The following is a 23580-nucleotide window of genomic DNA, read 5'->3' on the forward strand; positions in this document are numbered from 1 at the left end:
AAAACTGGGTAAATTATTAATTATTGGTTATAATGCTCAACTTGGCAAACTTTAAAAGCAACTGTTTCTGGCCTATCTCCTTAAAAAAGATGGTAGCTTTAATGTCGGGTTTATTACCCTCCAGGCTAATCACTTTACCAAAACCAAAACGCTCGTGCTCTACCTCCATACCTACCTGCAGGTTTGAAGTATCCGACGGTTTAAAGTCGGCAGATGGTACGTGGGCCTTGGCCAAAATAGAAGTGGTTTTAACAGGCGCAGCGGTGCTTTTAGGTTTGGGTTTAGAAAACTTATCGTCGGTACGGCTCCAGGCAGATCGCTCGTCGTCGTAATTTAAACTGCCAACGCCGGGCGCAGGTCGGGCGGTAAAATCAAGCTCGAGGTATTGCGCGTCAATCTCATCCAAAAAACGGCTTGGCTCGCAACTGATCAGCGTACCAAATTTAAAGCGCGAGGTAGCATAACTAATGGTTAACTTCTGCTCGGCACGAGTCACGGCCACATAAAACAGGCGACGTTCTTCTTCCAGGTCGGTACGCGAGTTCAAGGCCATCTGCGACGGGAAGAGATTTTCCTCTAATCCCACCACATAAACCTGCGGAAACTCTAAACCTTTAGACGAATGTATCGTCATCAACGATATAGTCTCGGCGTCTTTGTCTTTATCCTTATCATCATTGGTCAGCAAAGCAACATCCTGCATAAATACATCAAGGCCTTTTTCTTCGAGATCCTCGCGCTCACTAAATTCCTTGATACCATTCAGTAACTCCTGGATATTCTCATAGCGGTTTAACCCCTCTACAGATTTATCCTCGTAAAGGTCCTTTAGAAGCCCTGAGTGCTGCGCAATATATAAAGCCGCCTCATAGGCGGTTTGTGTCTTGGTAAGTACCTGGAAGCTCTGTATCATCACCGCAAAACCGGTGACAGATGCCGATACACGGCCTTCCAAATATTTTTCGGGTGCGACAATCACCTCCCATGGCGTTATGCCGTGCTGATCGGCAGCTACAATAATTTTATCAATAGTGGTATCGCCAATACCCCTGCGCGGGTAGTTGATCACCCGTTTTAGCGCTTCCTCATCATTCGGGTTAAACGTCAGCCTGAAATAAGAGATCAAGTCCTTAATCTCCTTGCGTTGATAGAAGGATAGGCCGCCATAAATTTTATAAGGCATCCCCAGCTTGCGCAAGGCTTCCTCCATAGAACGCGACTGCGCATTGGTACGGTATAAAATAGCAAACTCATTCCAGCGCATGCCTTTCAAGCTGCGCTGCTGCATAATCTCTTCGGCAACCAATTTACCTTCCTCGTTATCGCTGAAGGCGCGCATTACTTTGATCTTATCGCCTTCGTCCTTTTCAGAAAAAACATTCTTTTTAAGCTGCTCTTTGTTATTGGCGATAATGCTGTTGGCAACGTTTACAATATTTTGGGTGGAGCGATAATTTTGCTCTAATTTGAAAACCTTCAGATCAGGATAATCCTTCTCAAAGTTCAGGATGTTTTGGATATTGGCCCCACGGAAAGCATAGATACTCTGGGCATCGTCGCCCACTACGCAAATATTCTCGTTAACAGCGGCCAGTTTCTTCACAATCAGGTATTGCGAAAAGTTGGTATCCTGATACTCATCCACCATCAGGTATTTAAACTTATGCTGATATTTATTCAATACCTCTGGATATTGTTTCAGCAGCTCATTGGTTTTGAACAACAAGTCATCAAAGTCCATAGCGCCGGCGCGATAACAGCGCTGCACAAAGGTTTGATAAATGGTGCCCAGCATAGGGCGGTTTGACGAAATATCGTCGGCCTGGATCTGGTCGTTTTTCTGGTATTCCTGCCACGATACCAGGTTGTTTTTTGCTGCCGAGATTCGGTTAAGCACCAGGTTTACACTATACAGCTTATCGTCCAGGCTCATCTCTTTCAAAATAGCACGGATCACACTTTTGCTATCGTCGGTATCGTAAATGGTAAAGTTGCTGGGGTAGCCCAATTTGTCGGCCTCTACACGTAAAATTTTGGCAAAAACAGAGTGGAAGGTACCCATCCAGATATTCTTCGCCTCGGGGCCAACCAGATGGGTTATCCGCTCGCGCATCTCGCGCGATGCTTTGTTGGTAAAGGTTAACACCAGGATATTAAATGAATCGACACCGCTACGAATGAGGTGCGCCACGCGGTAGGTAATAACCCGCGTTTTGCCAGAACCTGCGCCGGCAATAATCATTACCGGGCCCTTAATTTGTTGTACTGCTGCTTTTTGTTCGGGGTTTAATCCTTCTAGGTAGTCCAATGCTTTTCCCTCTTTTTCTGTGTCTGCGAAATTAAGGTTTTACCGCGAAAGCCGAAAGATTTTGCTACTGTTTTTAGCGTTCGTTTTATCTTCTTTTTGTCATCTCGACTGAAAGGAGAGATCTATACACACGCTAATCTAAGCATGTGTATAGTTTTCTCGCTATGCTCGAAATGACAAGAGTGATTAATGTTAATATTATTATTCAGGCACTACCACAAAACATTTGCTATTGTCCCAAAATACACGGAAATTGCTCGTAGACTTATACTTGTAACACAAAATTATGAAAAAAGTAACGGGCCTGGGCGGCGTATTTTTTAAAAGCGATAACCCCAAAGCAATGAACGAATGGTACGCCAAAAATTTGGGACTACCTCAAAGCGAATACGGAACAACCTTTGAATGGCGGGATGCCGAAGACACTACGAAAGAAGGATCAACATCCTGGTGCCTTTTTCCGCAGGATACCAAATATTTTAACCCGTCTGAAAAGCAATTCATGATCAATTACCGGGTAGAGAATCTGGTGGAGCTGGTAGAGGAGCTAAAAAAAGAGAACGTAACCATTGTTGATGAACTGGCCGAATACGATTACGGAAAGTTCATTCATATCCTCGACCCCGAAGGCAACATCATTGAACTCTGGGAGCCAAAAGACTAATATTATAGATTACCCATAGCGATAGGTTCTAAACCCATCGCTATATAAACCTAACCTTAAACAATTACCTAAATGAAAAATAACATACAACGCGCCGTTGGCATTATCATGCTGACCTTTTTGATTTTTAGCGCGGCTTCAGTACATTCCCAAGTGAATACCCTTTCAGCCGCCGAAAAATCAGCAGGCTGGAAACTGCTTTTTGACGGCAAGAGCCTGAATGGTTGGCGCAGTTATTATGAAACCGATAACCCATCAAAGGGATGGAAAATTGAGGACGGCTGCCTTAAAAACGCCAAAGGTAACGGCCGCCCGCGCACCGGTGGCGGCGATCTGATGACCGACGAGTTGTTTACAGATTTTGAGTTTAGTTTTGAATGGAACATTCAGCAGGTTGGCAACAGCGGCATTTATTACATGCTGCAGGAACGCCAGCATAACCCCGGCTTTTTAATGTATAATGGTGATGATGGCACCAGCGCGGTAGCATTTGAATATCAGTTGGTTGATGATGAACGGCATCCGGATGTATTGCAAAACGGCCCCATTCATGCTACTGGCGCGCTCTACGCGCTTATTCCGCCTAATGATGCAAAAAAACTAAATCCCGCCGGGCAGTTCAATGAGTCGCGCATTATTGTAAAAGGCAACCATGTGGAGCATTGGCTAAACGGAAAAAAGATCGTAGAATTTGATCTGGGAGGTGACGTTTTGTTGAAGGCCATTGCCAAAAGCAAATTTAAAAACGAACCGGATTTTGGCAAAAAGAAACCGACCCGCATTTTGTTGCAAGATCATGGCGATGAGATCAGGTTCAGGAATATGAAAATTCGGAGCTTGTAAGAAGACCATGTTTTAATATTTAAACGCGTCATTGCGAGGCACGAAGCAATCTCTACACGATAGGTGCGCCATATTATCCGCCTGGCGCGCAGAGATTGCTTCGTGCCTCGCAATGACGGTAAAATATGTTACCTGCGCTGTCCGAAGTTTTTAAATCGGACGAATATGCTTGTAGTCTGCAACTGCATTATTTTTATATTTACCATCCAATGCTTTCAAACCAATAAGCCTATGCGCCTCTTTACTCCTAAAAATCAATTCTCAATAATCTTAGCGTTCCTATTTTTTATGGCGATGACCGAGCGCTCATCGGCACAAACCAGTTACGAGCTAAACAGCGGCTGGAAATGCAAACAGGCAAGCGCGGTCGACGGCGGCAATATTATATCTGCGCCCAATTATCAACTTAACGGCTGGTAGCCGGCGACGGTTCCGGGTACAGTACTCACATCGCAACTCAATAACAAACAAATTCCTGATCCTTTTTATGGGATGAATAATAAGCATATACCGGATATTTACGTAACGGGTCGCGATTATTATACCTATTGGTTCATTAAAGATTTTAAAGAGGCTAAAACCACCGGCAGCAACCAGGTATACCTGAACATGCGCGGCGTAAATTATGGCTACAATATTTTTTTAAACGGACATCAGCTGAATGACAAAGTGCTGCAAGGCATGTTTTTGCGCCGAAGTTTTAACATTACCAAATGGCTGGCAAAGAATGGCAATAACCGTTTGGCAGTAATTGTCTTCCCGCCCGACCCGGTAGGCAACCCCAACGGCGGCCAGGGTGGCGATGGCACCATTGCCCGAAACGTGAGCATTCAATACACGCCGGGCTGGGATTGGATTCAACCCATTCATGACCGAAATACCGGCATCTGGGATAAAGTGACTATCGAAAAAACCGGCGGCGTACGCATAGTCGATCCGCATGTGGTTACGCTGGTACCAGGCGTAAGGCAGCCTGATGGTCCGCAGAAACCGGCCATCATACAAGTATCGGCACAACTGCAAAACGCTACCGGTAAAGCTGTGAGCGGTTATTTAAAATATAATTTGGATGGCAAACCGGTAGCTAAAAAAGTAACCCTGCAGCCGGGCCTTACCACCGAAGTGCAGTTACAGGATTATTCGTTACACAGCCCTAAATTGTGGTGGCCAAACGGCTACGGTCCGCAGAATTTATACCATTTAAACCTACAGTTTGTTACGGGGGCTAACAAAGTATCCGACCAAAAAAATATAGAAGTAGGCGTGCGCCAAACTACTAGTGAATGGAACGCCCATACCCAAAGTCGCCAAATCAATATTAACGGTCAGCGCATTTTCATCAAAGGCGGCAACTGGATCGTGAGCGACGAGATGCTGCGCTTTACCAAGGCACGTTATGATGCCGAGGTGCATTTTCATCATGATATGAACCTGAACCTGATCCGCGTTTGGGGCGGGGCTTTGATTGAGCGACCTGAATTTTACGAGGCCTGCGATAAATACGGCATTATGGTTTTCCAGGATATGTGGGGATCGGGCGATTGCAATGGCCGTTGGGAAGATCCGAAAAAACTGGAAGATCAGGCCACACGCCGCAAATACCCGGACGACCATGCGCTGTACATCAAATCGATAGAAGACCAGATCAAAATGGTACGTAACTACGCATCGTTAACCATATGGTGCGGTGGTAACGAAATTACACAGCCGGATGATATCCTGCGTGCCGTACGCGATACTTTGATGCCGGCATTGGACAACACCCGCTGGTTTGTGGATTTCTCGAACTCGCTGGACATGTCGAAAACTGAAAAAGGCACCAATGGCGACGGGCCGTATAACATTCAGCCTTTGTCGGTTTTCTGGGCCAAGCGCACTTATCCGTTTAACTCGGAGGTAGGTTCGGTAGGGATAGGCGATTATGAATCGCTACAACGTATCATACCTGCAGCTAACATGATAGTGCCGCAATATGATAACGTTAAACACCGCGAACATGCTGATTCTGTTTGGGATTATCATACCTATATTGGCTATCAAGACTATATTGACCGTTATGGCAAGGCTAAAGATGTGCGCGATTTTGCCGAAAAGGCTCAACTGGTTAACTACGACCAATACCGCGGTTTGATGGAAGGTTTCAGCTCGCATATGTGGGACTGGTACACCGGCTCCATCATTTGGAAAACACAGAACCCATGGAGCGCCATGCGCGGGCAGATGTACGATTATTATTTAGATGTGAATGCCTGCCTGTATGGCCTGCACAACGGCAGCGCGCCGGTACACATTATGTTTAACCCTACGGACAGCACGGTGAAGGTAGTGAACAACACATTTACCAACTATAAACACCTCACAGCCACCGTAAAACTCTACGAGATCAACGGCGAAGAAAAACCCATCACCACGCTCTTCCAGGATCTGGATGCCAGCAGCGTAGCCGATGTCATCAACATCCGTAAAGAGCTCAAAACTATAGCTGCAGATCATGGCGCTTTCCTTGATGTGCGCCTGAGCGAGGGTCAAAAAATTCTGAGCGATAATATCTATTGGCTGGCCGATAAATATGGACAATACTCGGGCCTCAATGAAATGGCCTCATCAAAAGTGATGATTACCGCCCAACAACTAAGCAAAGGCAAAATAGCTGTAACGCTCAGCAATCCAAAAGCCGCGCCTGTGGCGTTCTTTAACCGCGTGTCGCTCATTAATCCTACAACCAAGAAACGGGTAACGCCGGTGTTTTACTCGGATAACTATGTGTCTGTGCTACCGGGTGAGCAAAAGACGGTGGTGCTGGATTACAACGGGCCGGTTGCTAAGCCGAAGGTGAGTGTTAGGGGTTGGAATTTGAGCGAGGAAATGGTGGAGGTGAAACCGTAAGCTCTCACCACCACGTCATTGCGAGGAACGAAGCAATCTCTACACGCCAGGTCGGCTGTTCACCTATCGCGCAGAGATCGCCACGTTACACTCGCGATGACGCGGTGGGAATAGTATGACGAATAACATCCTTCGCTATGCTCAGGATGACAATTTTAATAATAGGCGTCAGGTTGATAAATTTACCACCACGTCATCGCGAGCGAGGTACGAGCGTGGCGATCTCCGGATAAGCAGCAATCTATCGTGTAGAGATAGCTATGCTCGCGATGACGTGGTGGAGATGGCGCGCGTAGGGTTCCCCTCTTGAGAGGGGCAGGGGTGTGTTTAGACGACAGGCTAAGCCGCTTCATTAACACACCCCTGCCACCGCACCGACTGACGCGCCCCCTCTCAAGAGGGGAAACAAAAACTGTCATTCTGAGCATAGCGAAGAATCTTATACGCCTGGCTGAGTAAACTTGATAAGATCCTTCGCTATGCTCAGGATGACAAAATTTCAAACGAAACCTAAATTTAACTGATACAATGAAAAAAAACCTTATCACCCTAACACTACTTATTGCTACAACAACCACCTTCGCCCAAACCATTAATTGGGGCATCAAGGGCGGCGTAAACTTTGCCAAACAGGTATTAAGCCCTAATACACTGCCAACCGGTGCCAAAGCGCTTACCGACTATAACTTAGGTGTTATTGCCGACATTGACTACGGCAAATTTTACCTGCAACCCGGTTTGTTTTTCACCACCAAAGGCGAGCGATTTGTAACCGGGACGATAGACGCAAACCAAACCACAGAAGGTACCTCATCATCAAAATTTATACTAACGTACCTGGAGCTGCCGGTTAACTTCTTCTACAAAGCGGTGCTGGCGCCCGATGCCGAATTTCACATTGGCGGCGGTCCATATTTTGCCTATGGTTTGGCGGCCAAAGAGTCATTTGACGGCACCGTATACCACGGCGGCTTCGGCGACCATTCTGCCGACCCAACCTACGCCGGCAACTACTATAAAAACCCCGACTACGGCGTAAACTTCATCGCGGGCCTGGTTCTCCAAAAATACCTGGTTGATGTTCAGTACGGCCTCGGCCTGGGTAACCTGTCTTATTCGGATACCAATACTTTAAAGAACAGGGTAATTAGTGTATCTGTGGGCTATAAGTTTTAATAAGCATTAATACGCTTCGGTTAAAAGAAAAAAACCCTTGTAAACCGTGTTAAAAGGAATGAAAAGTTATTTACTAAGCGATAGTAATTTACGCTGCAGCAAGCGTTTCACTTGTTTCAATCTTAACAACTAAGTGAAACAAAAAAATACTTAAAAGTCAGGATTAGTGTTTCATTCTGTTTCACTGTGAATTATCAAATATCTAATAATCAATAACTTATTTAAAAATACTGTTTCACTTGTTTCATCCGGCATACACACGCGTGAAACAAAACAAAGCCCCGGTTTCTGGATGAAACCGGGGCTTTGCTATACAAGCTTTCTGCTTTAGTCTTTAAGCTTTTCGCTTATTCTGCTTTATAAACGTTATTCTTCAAATCAATATCCGGTAATCTATGATCCGGGTCTATAACAATAGATTTGATAGCAGAGGTTGAAGGGTATTTGAACTTCCAGATACCGTTGCGTTGCCATACGTTAACCGGCAGGTGCAATAGTTCGGTTTTGCCGTTAGTCTGCGTAATCAACAGATCAACCGGCATGGCCATCTTCTCTTTGTTCTCTATGGTGATGATCGCGCCGTTTTCCATTCCGCCCATATAGCTAACGCCGGTAACAGCCTGGTCAAGTTTCCAGGTAGTGAAGAACCATGGCTTGAAGAACCAGTTCAGGTCCTCGCCGGCGGCATCATTCATGGCACGGAAGAAGTCGTAAGGCGTTGGGTGCTTCATTGCCCAATACTTGATGTATTCGTGGAAGGCGTAATCAAAACGCTCAGGGCCTAAGATCTCATCGCGCAGCATATCTAAACCTAAAGCGGTTTTGCTGTAGTACTGGCCATAGTCATTTAAGCCAATAGCCTCAGATGGCGTCATCAATGGGTCCTTACTTCTGATATAACCGCGCAATACTTGCTGTGCGTGTCCGTCACCATACATAGTCGGGTGGTTGGCAGCGTCTTTCGGCGCATATTCACCATTGTTAAACATCATGGTTGAGTACTCATTGATAAAGGTATTAAAACCTTCGTCCTGCCACATGTATTTACGCTCGTTACTGCCCACAATCATCGGGAACCAGTTGTGGCCAATCTCATGCGTAACGTCGCCCCAAAGGCCGCCGTCTTTCAAGCCGCTTAAGCAGAAGATGATACCCGGGTACTCCATACCCAAAGCCACACCAGACACGTTAACTGCCGAGTTCCATGGATACTCAATATAAGCTTTAGAGTAGATCTCGATGCTGTTCTTCAAATATTCGGTAGAGCGACCCCAGGCATGAAACCCAGCGCTCTCAATTGGGTAAACCGACTGCGAGATACAAGCACGTCCGGACGGCAGGTTAACCTTAGCAGCATCCCAAATAAACGCTGTCGAGGCCGCCCATGATACATCGCGGGTATTCTCCATCTTAAAGTGCCAGGTCAGGCTACCTTTAAACGGATGGGTGGCAGCAGCGCCAACTTCTTTTTCTGATATGATGGTTACCGTCTTGTCGCTTTGGCGGGCATCGGCTAAACGTTTTTGTTGGGTAGCGCTAAGCACTTCGCTGGCATTCAGCAAATCGCCAGAACCGGCAACGGTCATGTTAGCAGGGGCGGTGATGTAGTAGTCGTAATCGCCATAGTCGCAATAGAACTCACCAAGGCCCATGTAAGGTAGGGTGTTCCAGCCTTCCACGTCGTCATAAACACACATGCGCGGGTACCACTGGGCAATCTCATATACGTAGCCTTGTTTAAACTTCTTGCGGCCCATACGGTCGGCGCCGTAGAAAGGTATCGAGAAGTTATAGTTCACCTTAACCTGGATCTTGTCGCCTTTGGCACCCAATGGCTCGTTCAGCCGCACCTGCATGCGGGCATCGGTGATAACCGGGGTAACCGTGTAGCTCTGGCCTTTGTAGGTAACGGTAACAGATTCAACCTTAACGCCGCCGCGGCTAAAGCCTTTCACGTCGAAACGGTCGCCGGTTATAGGGGTTACTGCAGCGCCACGAGAGTCGGGGCGAAACAGGTTCTGATCAAGCATCAGCCACAAATGATCCATTTGGTCAGGGCTGTTGTTGGTATAAGTAATGGTAACGTCACCGTTAATAGTGGTATCTATCGCGGTTTCATTCAGACTGGCATGAATCAGATAGTCGGCACGGTTTTGCCAGTAGTTAGGGCCCGGTTTGCCGGCGGCAGACCGGGTGCCGTTGCTGGTAGTTGGCCAGGTAATAGGGCCGAAAAGGTCCGAGTGATTGTATTTAACAGTGTCGCCGGGTGTTTGTGCCGATGCTGTGAAGGCAATAGCAACCACTCCGCATGCTAAAAGCAAGTAGTTTTTAAAGTAATGCATTGATCAGTTAATTTTTGAACAACAAATAAAGTGAAATAAAATGTGATTGCATAATATCGCGCAATTGTGTGTACGGACTTATGGTTTATGGCATTGCCTGCGGCCCGCGCTATTCGCTCATACTGCGCAGGGCCTTAATCACGGGCCGGTATCCGCTGCTATCGCTAATGCGGGGACTCACCCGGTCTTTGCTTCGCTCGACCACCCTCTCTTCGCCTTTGGCGGAAAGAAGGTTAAGATTTGTCAATCTGCTTAATCCCACATTTGTCAAAACTTTAGGTTTGCCAATCCATTTATTATTTAAGTACTTTAATAATCGCAACTTTACCCCATGAATCGTCTAGCTAATTCTTCCTCGCCATATCTATTACAACATGCCAATAATCCGGTCGACTGGTACCCATGGGGGCCAGAGGCTTTGCAGAGGGCGAGAGACGAGAACAAGTTAATTATTGTAAGCATAGGTTATTCGGCCTGCCATTGGTGTCACGTAATGGAGCATGAAAGCTTCGAAGATGAACAGGTGGCTGCGGTAATGAACGAGTACTTTGTGTGTATCAAGGTAGACAGGGAGGAACGCCCTGATGTCGACCAGATCTACATGAGCGCCGTGCAACTCATTAGCGGTCGCGGCGGCTGGCCCTTGAATTGTATCTGCCTGCCAGATCAGCGGCCCATCTACGCCGGCACCTACTTCAAGAAGAACGACTGGACGAGCCTGCTCTTTAACCTGGCCGACTACTATAAACAGAAACCAGAGGACGCCTTAGAATATGCCGCCCGCTTAACAGAAGGTATCCAAAAATATGAGTCTATTCCTTTTGTAACTACCCAGCCGGAATACAATAAGGAGGATCTGGCAACCATCGTTAATAACTGGAAGAAGTACTTTGACTGTACAGAAGGTGGCTTTGGCACCGCGCCTAAGTTCCCGATGCCGAATAACTGGCAGTTTTTGATCCGCTATGCGCATTTGATGCAGGACGAGGAGATTGCCGAACTGGCGAAACTTACCTTGCAAAAGCTGGCAGAAGGGGGGATTTACGACCATCTGGGCGGCGGTTTTGCGCGGTACTCGGTAGATGGCCTTTGGCATGTGCCGCATTTCGAGAAGATGCTGTATGATAACGGGCAGCTGATTAGTCTATACTCTGAAGCGTATACCTGGCAACCCAATGAGTTATACAAGCAGATAGTCACCGAAACCGTAGACTTCGCTACCCGTGAACTGTTTTCACCGGAGGACGGCTTTTACTCTGCCCTTGATGCCGATAGTGAAGGGGTAGAGGGGAAGTTCTATACTTTTAATAAAGAAGAGATACAACAGGTCTTAGGCGCCGAAGCGGAGCTATTCTGCGTCTACTACCACATTACCGACGAAGGCAATTGGGAAGAGGAGGAAACCAATATCCTGTTTAAACGGGGCCATGATAACGATTTGGCTGAGGCAATCGGTATCTCTGTAGAAGAAATGCTGGAGAGCGTTGCTGCATCGCGCAAAAAGCTGTTTGACGTACGGGCCAAGCGCATACGTCCGGGGTTGGATAACAAAATTCTGGCCTCATGGAACGGACTAATGTTAAAAGGTTTGTGCGATGCTTATCGCGCGTTTAATAACGCGCATTATTTGGAATTGGCTTTGAAGAATGCCGGTTTTATTGTCGATCATTTGCTAAATCATGGCCGTATTATCCGGGTTTATAAAGGTCCCGCGAATGCGGAACAAGGCGGTAAAGAAGCGTTCCTGGATGATTATGCCAATGTGATTGATGCCTTTATTGTTTTGTATGAGGTAACGTTTGATGAGCAATGGTTAACCTACGCCGTGCAGTTGGCAGACAACGCCATCGACCATTATTTTGATAATGTAAGCGGTATTTTCTTTTTTACTGCCGATGATGACGAACAACTCATCGCCCGTAAATCTGAGATCATGGATGGTGTTATTCCGTCTTCAAACTCGGTGATGGCGCGTAACCTGCACAAGCTAGGATTGCTCTTCGATAACGAGCAACACACCGAAATAGCCGAGCAGCTATTGCGCAATATTATGCCGCATATGGCCAAATATGGTTCGGCTTACTCAAACTGGGGGATGTTGTTATTGGAAGAGGTTTTCGGAACATCGGAAGTGGCGATTGTGGGCGAAAATTCCGAGGCGCTGCGCATAGAAATGGAAAAAAATTACGTCCCCAACAAAATTATCTTGGGTGGTAAAAAAGGAAGTTTACCTTTGCTGCGCGATAAGTTTACTGGCCGGACGCAAATATTTGTCTGTAAGGACAAAACCTGCGGTCTCCCCGTCGATACTATCGCCGACGCCTTAAAACAAATTAAGGCTTAAAACATTATTTATTAAAGCAACAAGCACTCATGGGTGCCAATATTTTACAAAATAAATTTAACAATGAAAATTGAAGCACAACATGTAGTGTCACTAACTTACGATCTGTACGTTGACCAGGAAGATGGAACCGAAGCATTGGTAGAAAGTGCTACCGAAGAACAACCGCTAACTTTTTTATTTGGCGCAGGCCAGATGCTGCCTAAGTTTGAAGAAAACCTAAGCACACTATCAACTAACGATACTTATGATTTTAGATTAACCGCCGAAGACGCCTACGGCGAACATGACGAAGAAGCGGTAGCAAATTTGCCTATCGAAATGTTCCAGGGTGCAGATTTGCCTGAAATTGGTGCTATCTTACCTTTGCAGGATAACCAGGGAAATCATTTCCAGGGACAGGTTGTTTCAGTTGCAGAGGATTCTATTATTGTAGACCTGAACCACCCGATGGCTGGTCAGCCTTTGCACTTTAAAGGTAAGATCATCAACGTTCGCCCGGCAACTCCCGAGGAATTGTCACACGGCCATGCACACGGTGCAGATGGACATCATCATCACTAAGAAATATTTTTTGAATATAATAAAAGAGTTCCCTGCTATTTAGCAGGGAACTCTTTTATTATAACGGTTGTCATTTCGACCAACGGGAGAAATCTATACACGAGTTGTTGGCCAATGCTCAGCGTGTGTATAGATCTCTCACTCCGTTCGAGATGACAAAAAAGTAAGAGTTATCAATAAATATTCACCTCACTATTTTTATCTGCCTTGCAAAGTATAGTAATGCGTGTTGCAATCTTCTGCCCGTTAAAGGTACCCGGTATAAATGTCTTGTCTATTTCCGGTAAATCAGCAGCATCTACGGTATAATAAATTGGGTCGGCACTATTACAAAACAGTTGTACCGAGCAATCTGCCATCCTTCCTAAAGGACTTACTAATATGGTTAAAACGGCATTACAACCGGTCTCGTCCATGCCTCGCAGCGCATGGATACGCCTGATCAATTTCAAATAGGGCAAATAACCAAAATATCGCCCGCCAATCTTAATGGGCTGCTGTGGTTTGTCCTGATTTCTGACATCGACATCCATAAAATAATGAAAGTTGGATGGGTTGGGCTCGGGTGCTTCAAAAAGTAGCTTGTTATTGTCGTGGTCGTACTGCTGCTGCATCTTGCCGTCGTGGTCGTAATAATACCAGGTGCCTATGCGTTTGCCATTTTTATATTGGCCGCTGGCAATAGTTTTTTTGCTGCGAAGCGCGGTGTACTTGCCAACTTTGGTTTCTATGCCGTTGCTATCTACCGTCGCCTGGTATTGTTCTATAATATCATCAATAATGACGTTTTTCTTTTCCTGAACTTGTTGTGCCAGGCAGGCATCTACACAAAAAAAACAAAAGAGTAAGGTTAACAGGTTTTTCACTGGCGTAAAATTTAAGGCAATTTAAGTTTTAACGAATATGCTGGCAAGTAAAAGTTTTATATTGCAGCATAATTGATTTACTATGACCGATATTTCCGCCTTTAAACCCGTCCGTTTTTCTGAAACTACTATAACCGAATTGATGATCCCGTCGTACTCTAATTTTGGCGGTAAAATCCATGGTGGTATCTTGCTATCGCTGATGGACAAGGTAGCTTATGTTTGCGCCGCCAAGCATGCCGGTAATTATTGTGTAACCGCATCTATCGACACCGTAGACTTTATGCAGCCGGTTGAAGTAGGAGAGTTGGTATCGCTCATGGCGTCTATCAATTATGTGGGTAATACATCGCTTGTAGTGGGTATTCGTGTGGTGTCAGAAAACATCAAGACTAATGTCATCAATCATACTAACACCAGCTACTTTACCATGGTGGCTAAGGACGAACAAAACAAACCTGTACAAATACCCGGATTAATCCTGGAAAACCGCGACCAGGTACGCCGATTTATTGAAGCTAAGCGCCGAAAAGAGATCAAGCAAAATTACAAAAATGAGGTAGCAGGAATTGCTGTGCCCGACGGGATTGAAGCGTGTGTAGCGTTACTGGCCGGCGAACGAGCGGTACTGGCAAAATAGCTATACAATGAATAATTACAATCGATTGCGTAATATCTTTATAGCATTAGGATTTTTAATGATAAAGTTATTATGTTTGGTAAACCTGTGGCAAGCAGGCCCACATACCCTTGTTTGTGCCGGTTAAACCATATATACAACCAACAGATTATTACAAATAAACTAATAACCAATTTGTTAGATGACGGCTCTACATTCGGCACTGATAAATTAATAGGCTGACAAAATAAGATGAAACTAAGATTAGGAATGATAGGCGGCGGACAAGGCGCGTTTATTGGTGCGGTGCACCGCATTGCTGCCCGTATTGATGATGATTATGAACTGGTTTGCGGCGCTTTTAGCAGCAGTGCCGAAAAGTCGATAGCAAGCGGCGTTGCGCTTGGTTTATCGCCCGAAAGATCATACGCTTCGTACGAAGAACTGATCGAAAAAGAAAAACAGTTACCGGCAGACCAACGTGTGCAGGTGATCAGTATTGTTACGCCAAACCATATGCACTTTGGCCCAACTAAACTGGCCTTAGAGAATGGTTTTCACGTGGTGCTGGATAAGCCGATGACCTTCTCACTGGCCGAAGCTAAAGAGCTGGAGAAAGTGGTAAAATCAAGCGGGAAATTATTTTGCCTTACCCATACTTACACCGGTTACCCAATGGTAAAAGAAGCAAAGCAATTGGTTAAAGCCGGCAAAATTGGTAAAGTGCGTAAGATCTATGTCGAGTATCCGCAAGGCTGGTTAGCTACCTTTTTAGAAGGCGAAGACAACAAACAAGCTTCATGGCGCACAGATCCGGGTAAAAGCGGTATAGCAGGAGCCATGGGCGATATTGGTACCCACGCCTTTAACCTGATGGAATATGTTACCGGTTTACAAGTAACCCAATTATGCGCCGATATCAATATTGTAGTTGAAGGCCGCAAACTGGACGACGACGGCGCGGTATTGATCAAACTAAACAATGGCGCCAGCGCAGTATTAACTGCTACTCAAATAGCCGCCGGAGAAGAAAATAACGTCAAAATCAGAGTATACGGCGAAACCGGCAGCCTGGAATGGCAGCAATGGGATGCCAATACACTAGTGGTGAAAATGAGTGGTGAGCCATGGCAAATCTACCGTACAGGCGGAGGTTATGTAAGCTCTTACGCGTCGCATAATACCCGTACACCGGGCGGCCATCCGGAAGGGTATCTGGAAGCTTTTGCTAACCTGTACCATAATTTCGCGCTGTGTGTTAAGGCCGAGATTGAAGGCACGCAAGCATCGCCAGAGGCTCAGGATTATCCGGGTATTGACGAGGGGGTAAGAGGGATGGCTTTCATTGAAAATGTAATAGCCTCAGGTAAATCAGACATTAAGTGGACTAAATTCAACGTATAATATATGAAAACAATTAAAGGCCCCGCTATATTTTTAGCGCAGTTTTTAGGCGATAAACCGCCATTTGATACTTTGGACGAGATCTGTAAATGGTCGGCCGGCTTAGGCTTTAAAGGGATACAGATACCAAGCTGGGCAAGCAGTTATTTCGACTTACAAAAAGCGGCAGAAAGCAAGACTTATGCTGATGAAATAAAAGGTCTGGTTAACAGCCACGGCCTGGAAATTACCGAACTGTCGACCCACTTACAAGGTCAGCTGGTTGCGGTTAACCCGGTTTATGATCAGTTGTTCGATGCTTTTGCGCCGGCACAATATCATAATAACCCCAAAGCGCGCCAGGAGTGGGCGGTGCAACAGTTAAAATACGCTGCGCGGGCTTCGCGAAATTTGGGCCTGAATGCACATGCAACCTTTAGCGGTGCTTTATTATGGCCGATGGTATATCCATGGCCTCAGCGCCCTGCCGGCGTTGTGGAAACCGGTTTCAAAGAACTGGGCAAACGCTGGTTACCAATATTGGATGTTTTCGACGAAAATGGCATTGACCTTTGCTATGAAATTCACCCGGGCGAGGATTTGCATGATGGTATTAGCTACGAAATGTTCCTGAAAGAAGTGAAAAATCACAAACGTGCTAATTTGCTTTATGATCCGTCGCACTTTGTATTACAGTGTTTGGATTATTTAGAATATATCGACATCTACCACGAACGCATCAAGATGTTTCACGTTAAAGATGCCGAGTTTAATCCAACAGGCCGCCAGGGAGTTTATGGTGGTTACCAAAACTGGGTTGAGCGTGCCGGCCGTTTCCGTTCTTTGGGCGATGGACAGGTAGATTTCAAATTGATATTCAGTAAAATGGCGCAATATAACTTCAGCGGGTGGGCCGTAATGGAGTGGGAGTGCGCGTTAAAACATCCGGAAGATGGTGCAAGAGAAGGTGCCATCTTTATAAAAGACCACATCATCCGTGTAACAGACAAAGCATTCGACGACTTTGCCGCTGCGGGGTCTGATGAGGATTTTAACAAACGGATACTAGGAATAAGCTAAAAGCTATATATTTAACCAACCAATTATAAACTTAAACAAAAACATAATGCAAATTAATCGTGACCAACTATTCAGGGCGAGCTGCTTGTCCCTGCTAGTTACATCATTATCATTTGGTATTCGCGCGGGTATCTTAAGCGACCAGGGCGTGCGGTTCCATCTTAGTGGCTCAGAGATCGGTACTATTACCGCAACTGCGTTTTGGGGATTCCCTTTAGCAGTAATCGTCGGCGGTTTTATTGTTGATATAATCGGCATGAAAAAATTGCTGGTTGGCGCTTTTATTTTTCACTTAATAGGCATCGTGCTTACCATTTTTGCCAACGGTTATTGGACTTTATTTGCATCAACGCTGTTGATTGGCATAGCTAATGGCACGGTTGAGGCATCTTGTAACCCGCTGGTTGCGTCTCTGTACACCGATAACAAAACAACAAAACTTAATCACTTTCACCTATGGTTCCCGGCAGGTATTGTTATTGGTACGCTGGTAGTTTTTGGGTTAGATAAGGTATTAGCCGGCCATGCCGACGTAAAACCTTATTGGGTTTCGCAGGTGGAGATAGCTGTTATGCTGTTGCCTACACTTACTTATGGTTACTTGTTCTCAAAATTGGACTTCCCGGTTACAGAACGTGTTGCTTCGGGTGTAAGTACCCGCGATATGTATAAAGCGCTTTTAAATCCGCTTTTCATTTTTATGATTATCTGCATGTTTGCTACAGCCATCACTGAGTTGTTTACTAACCAATGGATTGGCGTGTTATTTAAGACAGTCACAGATAATGCCATTTTAATATTGACGTTTGTGGCAACCATGCAAGTATTGGGCAGAGCATTTGCAAGCCCGATTGTACACAAGTTTGCGCCTCAGGGAGTATTACTTATCTCGGCTATATTATCTGCTCTTGGTATCTATTTAATGATCACTTTACACGGTGAAGCTATCTATTTTGCAGCTGTGATATTCGGACTAGGCGTGGCCTTCTTCTGGCCTTGTATGATCGGTTTTGTGGCAGAAAACTTACCACGGACGGGTGCAGTAGGTTTAAACCTGATGGGCGGTGCCGGTATGCTTGCGGTGTCGTTGTATATGATATTTATGGGCGGTTATTACGATAATCTAATGGCTAAAAACCTGCCTGCGGGAGCTAGCCTCGATGCGTATCGATCGGCTGCACCAGGTACTGGTTTGGCAAAAAGCTTTGACGCTGCCATGTCAGCATCTGGCCCTGAAGTATTGAAAACTACATTGGTAATCCCGGTAGGGCTGATCATAGCATTTGGCGGATTGGTTTTATATATGCGATCAAGAAATAAAGAAGCAGTAAAGGCAGCAGCTTTATAATATTAGAAAGTTATTAATTATCAAGCGATGGGTTTATACCCATCGCTTTTTTTATGCTTTTAATAGGCTTCATCCACAGATATTACTAATTTTAGCCAACTAATTACAAACACAATGACAACAAGAAGAACGTTCTTAACCCAGGCAGGTTTGCTATCGGCAGGAGCTATGATGGCGCCAAAGTTCCTTTCGGCTAAGCCTGTTAAAAATGTGGGCCTGCAACTTTATAGTCTGCGAGACCAATTACCAAAAGATCCAAAAGGTGTGTTAGCTAAAGTTGCGCAGGCCGGTTATAAAGAAGTTGAGCCATTTGGCTACAGCAAAGGTGCAGGTTTCTGGGGATTGGATGCAAAGGCGTTTAACGATGTATTAAAGGCTAACGGACTGACCACTGCAAGCGGTCACTATGATATGAACCAGTTCTTTGGGTCAGGTAAAACGGATAACCTGGATACTTATATCGAGGCTGCGCATGCTACCGGTCAATCAACCATCATTGTTCCGGCTATTAATGGCGATTTCATCAAGACGGTCGACGATTTCAAAAAGGTTGCTGAGCAGCTAAACAAAGCAGGCGAGATCTGTCAAAAAGCAGGCTTGAAACTAGGCTACCATAACCACAACTTTGAGTGGCGCCCGGTTGATGGTACCACCTTTTACGATACCATTATTGACCAAACCGACCCTAAACTGGTGACCATGGAAATGGATATTTACTGGGTTGTACGTTCAGGTAAAGATCCCTTAGAGTTGTTTGCTAAACACCCTGGCCGTTATGAGTTTGTGCATATAAAAGATATGGACAAAGGCAACCACGAGCTAAATACCGAGATAGGCAGCGGCACTATCGACTTTGTGAAGATATTGGCACAGGCTAAAAGCGCCGGTGTTAAACATTTCATCGTTGAGCAAGAGAACTATACTAATATCGACCCTTATGTAAGCATTGCGCAAAGTGCTAAGTACATTAAGGATAAGATAAGTATCTAACCTGGTTTGTCATTGCGAGGAGTGAAACGACGTGGCAATCGCACGCTGCAAAGTTCGCGATTGCCACGCTGCGCTCGCAATGACAATCTTTTATAATTGCTGTCATGATCCAGATCACCAATCTCCATAAAACCTTTAACCGTGGCAAGGCCAACGAGGTGAACGCGGTTAAAGGCATTGATCTAACCATCAATGGTGAGGAGTTTGTGGTTATTGTAGGATCGAACGGTTCTGGTAAAACCACACTGCTTAACCTCATCTCAGGCAGCGTCATTCCATCATCGGGTACTATCAGCATTGATGGCGACGACGTTACCAAACTGGCCGACTACCAGCGCAGCAAATGGATAGCCCGGGTGTTCCAAAACCCCATGAGTGGTACAGCGTCCGAACTGAGCATACTGGACAACTTCCGCCTTGCGGCCATCCGCACCAAAGCCAAGGGCTTAAACATTGGCGTTACCGAGGCTTTTAAGCGCGATGTAAAGCAAAGAATAGCCGCACTAGGTATGGGCCTCGAAACCAAGCTGGAACAACCCATCGGTACGCTATCGGGCGGGCAGCGCCAGGCTTTAACCTTGCTCATGAGTGTGATGGACGAGTGCAAGATCTTACTGCTGGATGAGCCTACCGCTGCCCTCGATCCAAAGTCAGCAGAGATAGTGATCAATATAGCTGACAAACTTACGACAGCCTACAAGCTGACCACTATACTAATCACTCATAACCTCAAAGATGCCTACAATCATGGAACCCGCATTATCCAGATGGGTGAGGGGCATATCTTAAAGGACATTGATGCTACGCACAAGAAAGCATTAAAGCAGAGCGATCTGTTTGAGTGGTTTGCTTAGTTGGTTCATTGGTCAACAGTCATTAGTTCATTGGTATTCTATTACCCACCACGTCAATTGCGAGGAACGAAGCCATCTCTACACGCCAGGCGGATAATATCGTTCAGAGATCGTCACGCTCGTACCTCGCTCACGATGACGTGAGGGTGGAGTGTTTTGTTTCACGCGTGTCTGCAACAGATGAAACAAGTGAAACAATATTTTTAAATAAACTCTTGATAATTAAGTGTTTGTAAGAATTGAGTGAAACAGAATGAAACAGTAAAAATGACTTTTAAGTCTTATTTTGTTTCACTTAAGTACTGCTAAAAAGCGTCGTAATACGAATTGCCCCTCTGTCATTGCGAGCGTAGCGCGGCAATCGCAAGTAGAAGGGCACCGCCATATATTATTCGCGATTGCTTCGTCGTTCCTCCTCGCAATGACAATAAGTTTCTTATAACTCAATCTTTTTGGCAAACTTATTGCAATGCCCTATTCACTATGAAGAACTTAAATTTCCAAAATATATTTGATGCGTACCAACTGGTTGGTGGTGCCAAGATCAAAGGCAAACAAGCAGACGAACTTTTTGAGCTTGGCGAATATGACGCTAACAAAAGAGGTTACACTATATACCCTATTGACAACGGTATACGCTATGTCGATTTTGCCATGGTGGTTGCCGAGAAGGAGTTGAAGAACAATTTCGTGATAGAGGTTATTAAACAGAATATCGCCGCATAAAAAAAGCCGTTTTGCACTTAGCAGAACGGCTTTTTTTGCGTTATTGCATTTTAAAACATTTAAAAGCGCTTTAAAACATTTTAACGCGCGTTATTTTTGATAACTGATTTTATAAACAGTTCCCTTGTTATCATCGGTAACATAGATGGAGCCGTCTGGACCTTGTGCCAGTCCGCATGGGCGGTGTACCGCCGCGCCTGATGCTTTCTGCTCGGCAGTACCGGCAAAGCCATCAGCAAAAACTTCCCATTTACCATCAGGCATACCATTTTTAAATGGCTGGAATACTACGCAGTAACCGGCTTGCGGTAGCGGCGCGCGGTTCCATGAACCATGGAATGCAATGAAAGCCCCATTTTTGTAACGCTCGGGAAATTGATTTCCGGTGTAAAATAATAAACCGCAAGGCGCATAGTGACCGGGGTAAGCAGCAACCGGGTTGATATATTTCGGATCGGCAGTTTTCACGCCGTCGCCGCCATATTCAGGGCCCATCATGTTTTGATGTTTTTGCCAGTCATAATAAACATATGGCCAACCGGCGTTGTCACCTTTTTTTAAAGCGAACATACACTCGGCCGGTAATTCTGCAGATTGCTCAGCTGTATACAATTTAGGGAACAGATCATGCAAGGCGTCACGGCCATGCTGCATTACAAAAAGCTGATTGTCCTGTTGATTCCAGGCAATACCTACCACGTTTCTTAATCCCCAGGCATAGTGTGCATCTTTACTATAAGTTTGATTTAGCTTATCGGCTTTAAACTGCCAGATACCGGCGGTCGAATCCAGGATAGGGCAGCCGGTTCTCTTCTTATCATACTCTTCGCAGATGTTGCTTGGGGCGCCAATGTTTACATAGATGTTACCGTCGTTATCTAAAGTAAGTGCTTTAGGCTGATGATGGTTGATCTCTACCAGGCCATGTACAATTGTTTCCGGGTGATTTGGATCAATAACCTGGTTGTTGGCATCCAGTTTGTAACGGAAAACTGAATTTTTGGAAGATGCGTACAGGTAACCATTTTTTATGGCGATACCGGTGCCACCGTAGTCTGCAAAGCTTGTTTTTATGGTAGCCTTATTATTTGCCTCATGCAATACAATGATGCCTTTACTTACACGTGTGCTTGCCATGTGGATATAAATATCATTTTGCGGCGTAACTACCAGGTGGCGCGCGCTTCCCAAATTGTCGGCAATAATGGTAGAGCTAAAACCTGCGGGTAAGGTAATAGGAACCTCGGCGGGTTTAGTATCAGTCTTTAAGGCGTTCAGGGTGAAGAATCCGCCCACTGCCACCAGCGGCAACAATAGCGAGAGCAATTTCTTGTTTTTCATAAGCTGTCTTGTTTGTTTATCAAGTAGTATGGTTTATTCATCAAATTTAAGGGAATAAATTTTAAGGCCTGCAACCAAATTAAATATTAGCAAAGCTTTTACATAGCTTCATAATTTCATCTTTGTAAAATATTATTCCGTTTTGTATTTATTTTAAGATATTTAATTTGTTATATGATAATATATACAGTTTATTGGCAAAGCGTAGATTAAACCTTAACGGTTTTGTATCGTCCTAATGGTATAAAAATTAAGATTATGAAAAAGATAGCTTTAGTATCAGCAATAGCATTAAGTGGTTTATTTTACACCAGCGCAAATGCACAAATATTACAAATTGGTTTACGCTTAGGTGGTCATCGCCCGGTAGTTGAAGCCTCTTTGGCTACCCCAAGTGTAGCTGTTGATTATAACAACGCCGACGATTATTATTACCTGCCGGATGTTGACGCTTATTATAGCGTACCAGAACATGCCTATTATTACAATAATGGCGACAACTGGGTATCTGCCGCTTACCTGCCGGGTGAATATCGTAACTATGATTGGCGAGCTGCCCGTCACTATGAAGTACGCGCTCCTCGTCCGTTCTTACGTGCCGATATGTACCGCGAACGTTATAGTGGCCGCGCCTACGACTGGAGAGCTTATAACAATAGGGTAGATAACCGTTTTGACGGACGTCGTGACGATAGATTTACCCCAAGACGCGACGACCGTTTCGATAACCGTCAGCAAGCGCAACCACGTTTTGAAAGACCAGGTGATCAGCCCCGCGGTGCACAACATACCCAAGGTAACCGCGATCAGAATAATCAAGGTGGCAGAGGTAACCGGAATGATAACGGTGGCCAAAACACCAAACAGCCGCAACGCTCAAACGGTAATGGCCAGCAACAACGCAACGATGACCATTTTGCCGCTAACCGCGATCAAAACCAGGGACATAGATTTGGTAAATAAGCGCAATTTCCTCCATCATATATAATAGAAAAAGCCACTGTAAGGTGGCTTTTTTGTTGTTGATCTCCATCCATCATTGCGGATCGCTTGATTAGCTTATCGCTCGTCTAGCGCTCAATCGCCGCTAAGGCTTTGTTCTTTTGTCTTGATACAAAAGAACCAAAAAATCAAGTCAGCAAAAAGGCTTCTTTGCGCGCTAGGCCTTTGCCCTGCAAATCAAACAGAATCACAAGGCCGCAATCTTTTTGCCCTGCTTCGCTCGCACTAGTCCTCCGCTTCAGCA

19 protein-coding genes are annotated in these 23580 nt (G+C 45.3%); 15 read left to right on the forward strand and 4 right to left on the reverse strand.

Going from position 1 to position 23580, the window contains the following annotated elements:
* Positions 1–16 precede the first annotated feature (16 nt).
* The gene (locus HB679_RS02070) at positions 17–2308 is read right to left on the reverse strand and encodes a UvrD-helicase domain-containing protein (RefSeq protein ID WP_214070274.1); all 2292 of its coding nucleotides are present in this window, start codon (positions 2306–2308) and stop codon (positions 17–19) included.
* 286 nt (positions 2309–2594) lie between these two features.
* Between HB679_RS02070 and HB679_RS02075 the strand changes: the two genes are divergently transcribed.
* The 5 genes from HB679_RS02075 (at position 2595) to HB679_RS02090 (ending at position 7877) form a co-directional block, all read left to right on the forward strand.
* Positions 2595–2972, forward strand: coding sequence for a VOC family protein (locus HB679_RS02075; protein WP_214070275.1), 378 nt, complete (start codon positions 2595–2597; stop codon positions 2970–2972).
* Positions 2973–3044: 72 nt separating this feature from the next.
* A complete protein-coding gene (locus HB679_RS02080; protein WP_214070276.1) occupies positions 3045–3815 on the forward strand; it encodes a DUF1080 domain-containing protein in 771 nt (256 codons plus the stop codon).
* Between the two features lie 231 nt (positions 3816–4046).
* Complete coding sequence (locus HB679_RS20560) at positions 4047–4235, forward strand: hypothetical protein (RefSeq protein WP_255547520.1); 189 nt, start codon at positions 4047–4049, stop codon at positions 4233–4235.
* A gap of 72 nt (positions 4236–4307) precedes the next feature.
* Positions 4308–6701: a glycoside hydrolase family 2 TIM barrel-domain containing protein gene (locus HB679_RS02085; protein ID WP_255547521.1), complete on the forward strand. Its 2394-nt coding sequence runs from the start codon at positions 4308–4310 to the stop codon at positions 6699–6701.
* A 528-nt stretch (positions 6702–7229) separates the two neighbouring features.
* The gene (locus tag HB679_RS02090; RefSeq protein WP_214070277.1) at positions 7230–7877 is read left to right on the forward strand and encodes an outer membrane beta-barrel protein; all 648 of its coding nucleotides are present in this window, start codon (positions 7230–7232) and stop codon (positions 7875–7877) included.
* A gap of 347 nt (positions 7878–8224) precedes the next feature.
* Here HB679_RS02090 and HB679_RS02095 read toward each other — a convergent pair whose 3' ends face one another.
* Positions 8225–10219, reverse strand: a complete 1995-nt coding sequence (locus HB679_RS02095; protein WP_214070278.1) for a M1 family metallopeptidase — start codon at positions 10217–10219, stop codon at positions 8225–8227.
* A 331-nt stretch (positions 10220–10550) separates the two neighbouring features.
* Here HB679_RS02095 and HB679_RS02100 point away from each other — a divergent pair, with 331 nt between their 5' ends.
* Positions 10551–12563: a thioredoxin domain-containing protein gene (locus HB679_RS02100; protein WP_214070279.1), complete on the forward strand. Its 2013-nt coding sequence runs from the start codon at positions 10551–10553 to the stop codon at positions 12561–12563.
* A 63-nt stretch (positions 12564–12626) separates the two neighbouring features.
* Positions 12627–13127 (forward strand): peptidylprolyl isomerase, encoded by a 501-nt coding sequence (locus tag HB679_RS02105; RefSeq protein WP_214070280.1) that lies wholly within the window; start codon positions 12627–12629, stop codon positions 13125–13127.
* Between the two features lie 173 nt (positions 13128–13300).
* Here HB679_RS02105 and HB679_RS02110 read toward each other — a convergent pair whose 3' ends face one another.
* Complete coding sequence (locus tag HB679_RS02110) at positions 13301–13993, reverse strand: hypothetical protein (RefSeq protein WP_214070281.1); 693 nt, start codon at positions 13991–13993, stop codon at positions 13301–13303.
* Positions 13994–14075: 82 nt separating this feature from the next.
* On the opposite strand from HB679_RS02110, the gene HB679_RS02115 reads away from it, so the two are divergent.
* The 7 genes from HB679_RS02115 to HB679_RS02145 all read left to right on the forward strand — a co-directional run bounded on the left by HB679_RS02115 (position 14076) and on the right by HB679_RS02145 (position 20993).
* The gene (locus tag HB679_RS02115) at positions 14076–14633 is read left to right on the forward strand and encodes an acyl-CoA thioesterase (RefSeq protein ID WP_214070282.1); all 558 of its coding nucleotides are present in this window, start codon (positions 14076–14078) and stop codon (positions 14631–14633) included.
* 231 nt (positions 14634–14864) lie between these two features.
* Positions 14865–16016, forward strand: a complete 1152-nt coding sequence (locus tag HB679_RS02120; RefSeq protein WP_255547522.1) for a Gfo/Idh/MocA family oxidoreductase — start codon at positions 14865–14867, stop codon at positions 16014–16016.
* Between the two features lie 3 nt (positions 16017–16019).
* Positions 16020–17075, forward strand: a complete 1056-nt coding sequence (locus tag HB679_RS02125; protein ID WP_214070283.1) for a sugar phosphate isomerase/epimerase — start codon at positions 16020–16022, stop codon at positions 17073–17075.
* Between the two features lie 46 nt (positions 17076–17121).
* Positions 17122–18423, forward strand: coding sequence for an MFS transporter (locus HB679_RS02130; protein WP_214070284.1), 1302 nt, complete (start codon positions 17122–17124; stop codon positions 18421–18423).
* A 114-nt stretch (positions 18424–18537) separates the two neighbouring features.
* Positions 18538–19413, forward strand: a complete 876-nt coding sequence (locus HB679_RS02135) for a sugar phosphate isomerase/epimerase (RefSeq protein WP_214070285.1) — start codon at positions 18538–18540, stop codon at positions 19411–19413.
* A gap of 104 nt (positions 19414–19517) precedes the next feature.
* Entirely contained in the window at positions 19518–20267 is a 750-nt protein-coding gene (locus HB679_RS02140; RefSeq protein ID WP_214070286.1) for an ATP-binding cassette domain-containing protein, read from the forward strand.
* Positions 20268–20750: 483 nt separating this feature from the next.
* Positions 20751–20993 (forward strand): hypothetical protein, encoded by a 243-nt coding sequence (locus HB679_RS02145; RefSeq protein WP_214070287.1) that lies wholly within the window; start codon positions 20751–20753, stop codon positions 20991–20993.
* Between the two features lie 90 nt (positions 20994–21083).
* Here HB679_RS02145 and HB679_RS02150 read toward each other — a convergent pair whose 3' ends face one another.
* On the reverse strand, positions 21084–22334 hold the full coding sequence (locus tag HB679_RS02150) for a PQQ-dependent sugar dehydrogenase (RefSeq protein ID WP_214070288.1): 1251 nt from the start codon (positions 22332–22334) through the stop codon (positions 21084–21086).
* A 258-nt stretch (positions 22335–22592) separates the two neighbouring features.
* Between HB679_RS02150 and HB679_RS02155 the strand changes: the two genes are divergently transcribed.
* Complete coding sequence (locus tag HB679_RS02155) at positions 22593–23297, forward strand: hypothetical protein (RefSeq protein WP_214070289.1); 705 nt, start codon at positions 22593–22595, stop codon at positions 23295–23297.
* Positions 23298–23580 lie beyond the last annotated feature (283 nt).

Source organism: Mucilaginibacter sp. dw_454 (assembly GCF_018449775.1).
Taxonomy (GTDB): Bacteria; Bacteroidota; Bacteroidia; order Sphingobacteriales; family Sphingobacteriaceae; genus Mucilaginibacter.

What these genes read in the sequence shown, in the direction of transcription:
- HB679_RS02075 (WP_214070275.1), top strand. Translation starts at nt 2,595, where the DNA reads ATGAAAAAAGTAACGGGCCTGGGCGGCGTATTTTTTAAAAGCGATAAC.
- HB679_RS02080 (WP_214070276.1), top strand. Translation starts at nt 3,045, where the DNA reads ATGAAAAATAACATACAACGCGCCGTTGGCATTATCATGCTGACCTTT.
- HB679_RS20560 (WP_255547520.1), top strand. Translation starts at nt 4,047, where the DNA reads ATGCGCCTCTTTACTCCTAAAAATCAATTCTCAATAATCTTAGCGTTC.
- HB679_RS02085 (WP_255547521.1), top strand. Translation starts at nt 4,308, where the DNA reads ATGAATAATAAGCATATACCGGATATTTACGTAACGGGTCGCGATTAT.
- HB679_RS02090 (WP_214070277.1), top strand. Translation starts at nt 7,230, where the DNA reads ATGAAAAAAAACCTTATCACCCTAACACTACTTATTGCTACAACAACC.
- HB679_RS02095 (WP_214070278.1), bottom strand. Translation starts at nt 10,219, where the DNA reads ATGCATTACTTTAAAAACTACTTGCTTTTAGCATGCGGAGTGGTTGCT.
- HB679_RS02100 (WP_214070279.1), top strand. Translation starts at nt 10,551, where the DNA reads ATGAATCGTCTAGCTAATTCTTCCTCGCCATATCTATTACAACATGCC.
- HB679_RS02105 (WP_214070280.1), top strand. Translation starts at nt 12,627, where the DNA reads ATGAAAATTGAAGCACAACATGTAGTGTCACTAACTTACGATCTGTAC.
- HB679_RS02115 (WP_214070282.1), top strand. Translation starts at nt 14,076, where the DNA reads ATGACCGATATTTCCGCCTTTAAACCCGTCCGTTTTTCTGAAACTACT.
- HB679_RS02120 (WP_255547522.1), top strand. Translation starts at nt 14,865, where the DNA reads ATGAAACTAAGATTAGGAATGATAGGCGGCGGACAAGGCGCGTTTATT.
- HB679_RS02125 (WP_214070283.1), top strand. Translation starts at nt 16,020, where the DNA reads ATGAAAACAATTAAAGGCCCCGCTATATTTTTAGCGCAGTTTTTAGGC.
- HB679_RS02130 (WP_214070284.1), top strand. Translation starts at nt 17,122, where the DNA reads ATGCAAATTAATCGTGACCAACTATTCAGGGCGAGCTGCTTGTCCCTG.
- HB679_RS02135 (WP_214070285.1), top strand. Translation starts at nt 18,538, where the DNA reads ATGACAACAAGAAGAACGTTCTTAACCCAGGCAGGTTTGCTATCGGCA.
- HB679_RS02140 (WP_214070286.1), top strand. Translation starts at nt 19,518, where the DNA reads ATGATCCAGATCACCAATCTCCATAAAACCTTTAACCGTGGCAAGGCC.
- HB679_RS02145 (WP_214070287.1), top strand. Translation starts at nt 20,751, where the DNA reads ATGAAGAACTTAAATTTCCAAAATATATTTGATGCGTACCAACTGGTT.
- HB679_RS02150 (WP_214070288.1), bottom strand. Translation starts at nt 22,334, where the DNA reads ATGAAAAACAAGAAATTGCTCTCGCTATTGTTGCCGCTGGTGGCAGTG.
- HB679_RS02155 (WP_214070289.1), top strand. Translation starts at nt 22,593, where the DNA reads ATGAAAAAGATAGCTTTAGTATCAGCAATAGCATTAAGTGGTTTATTT.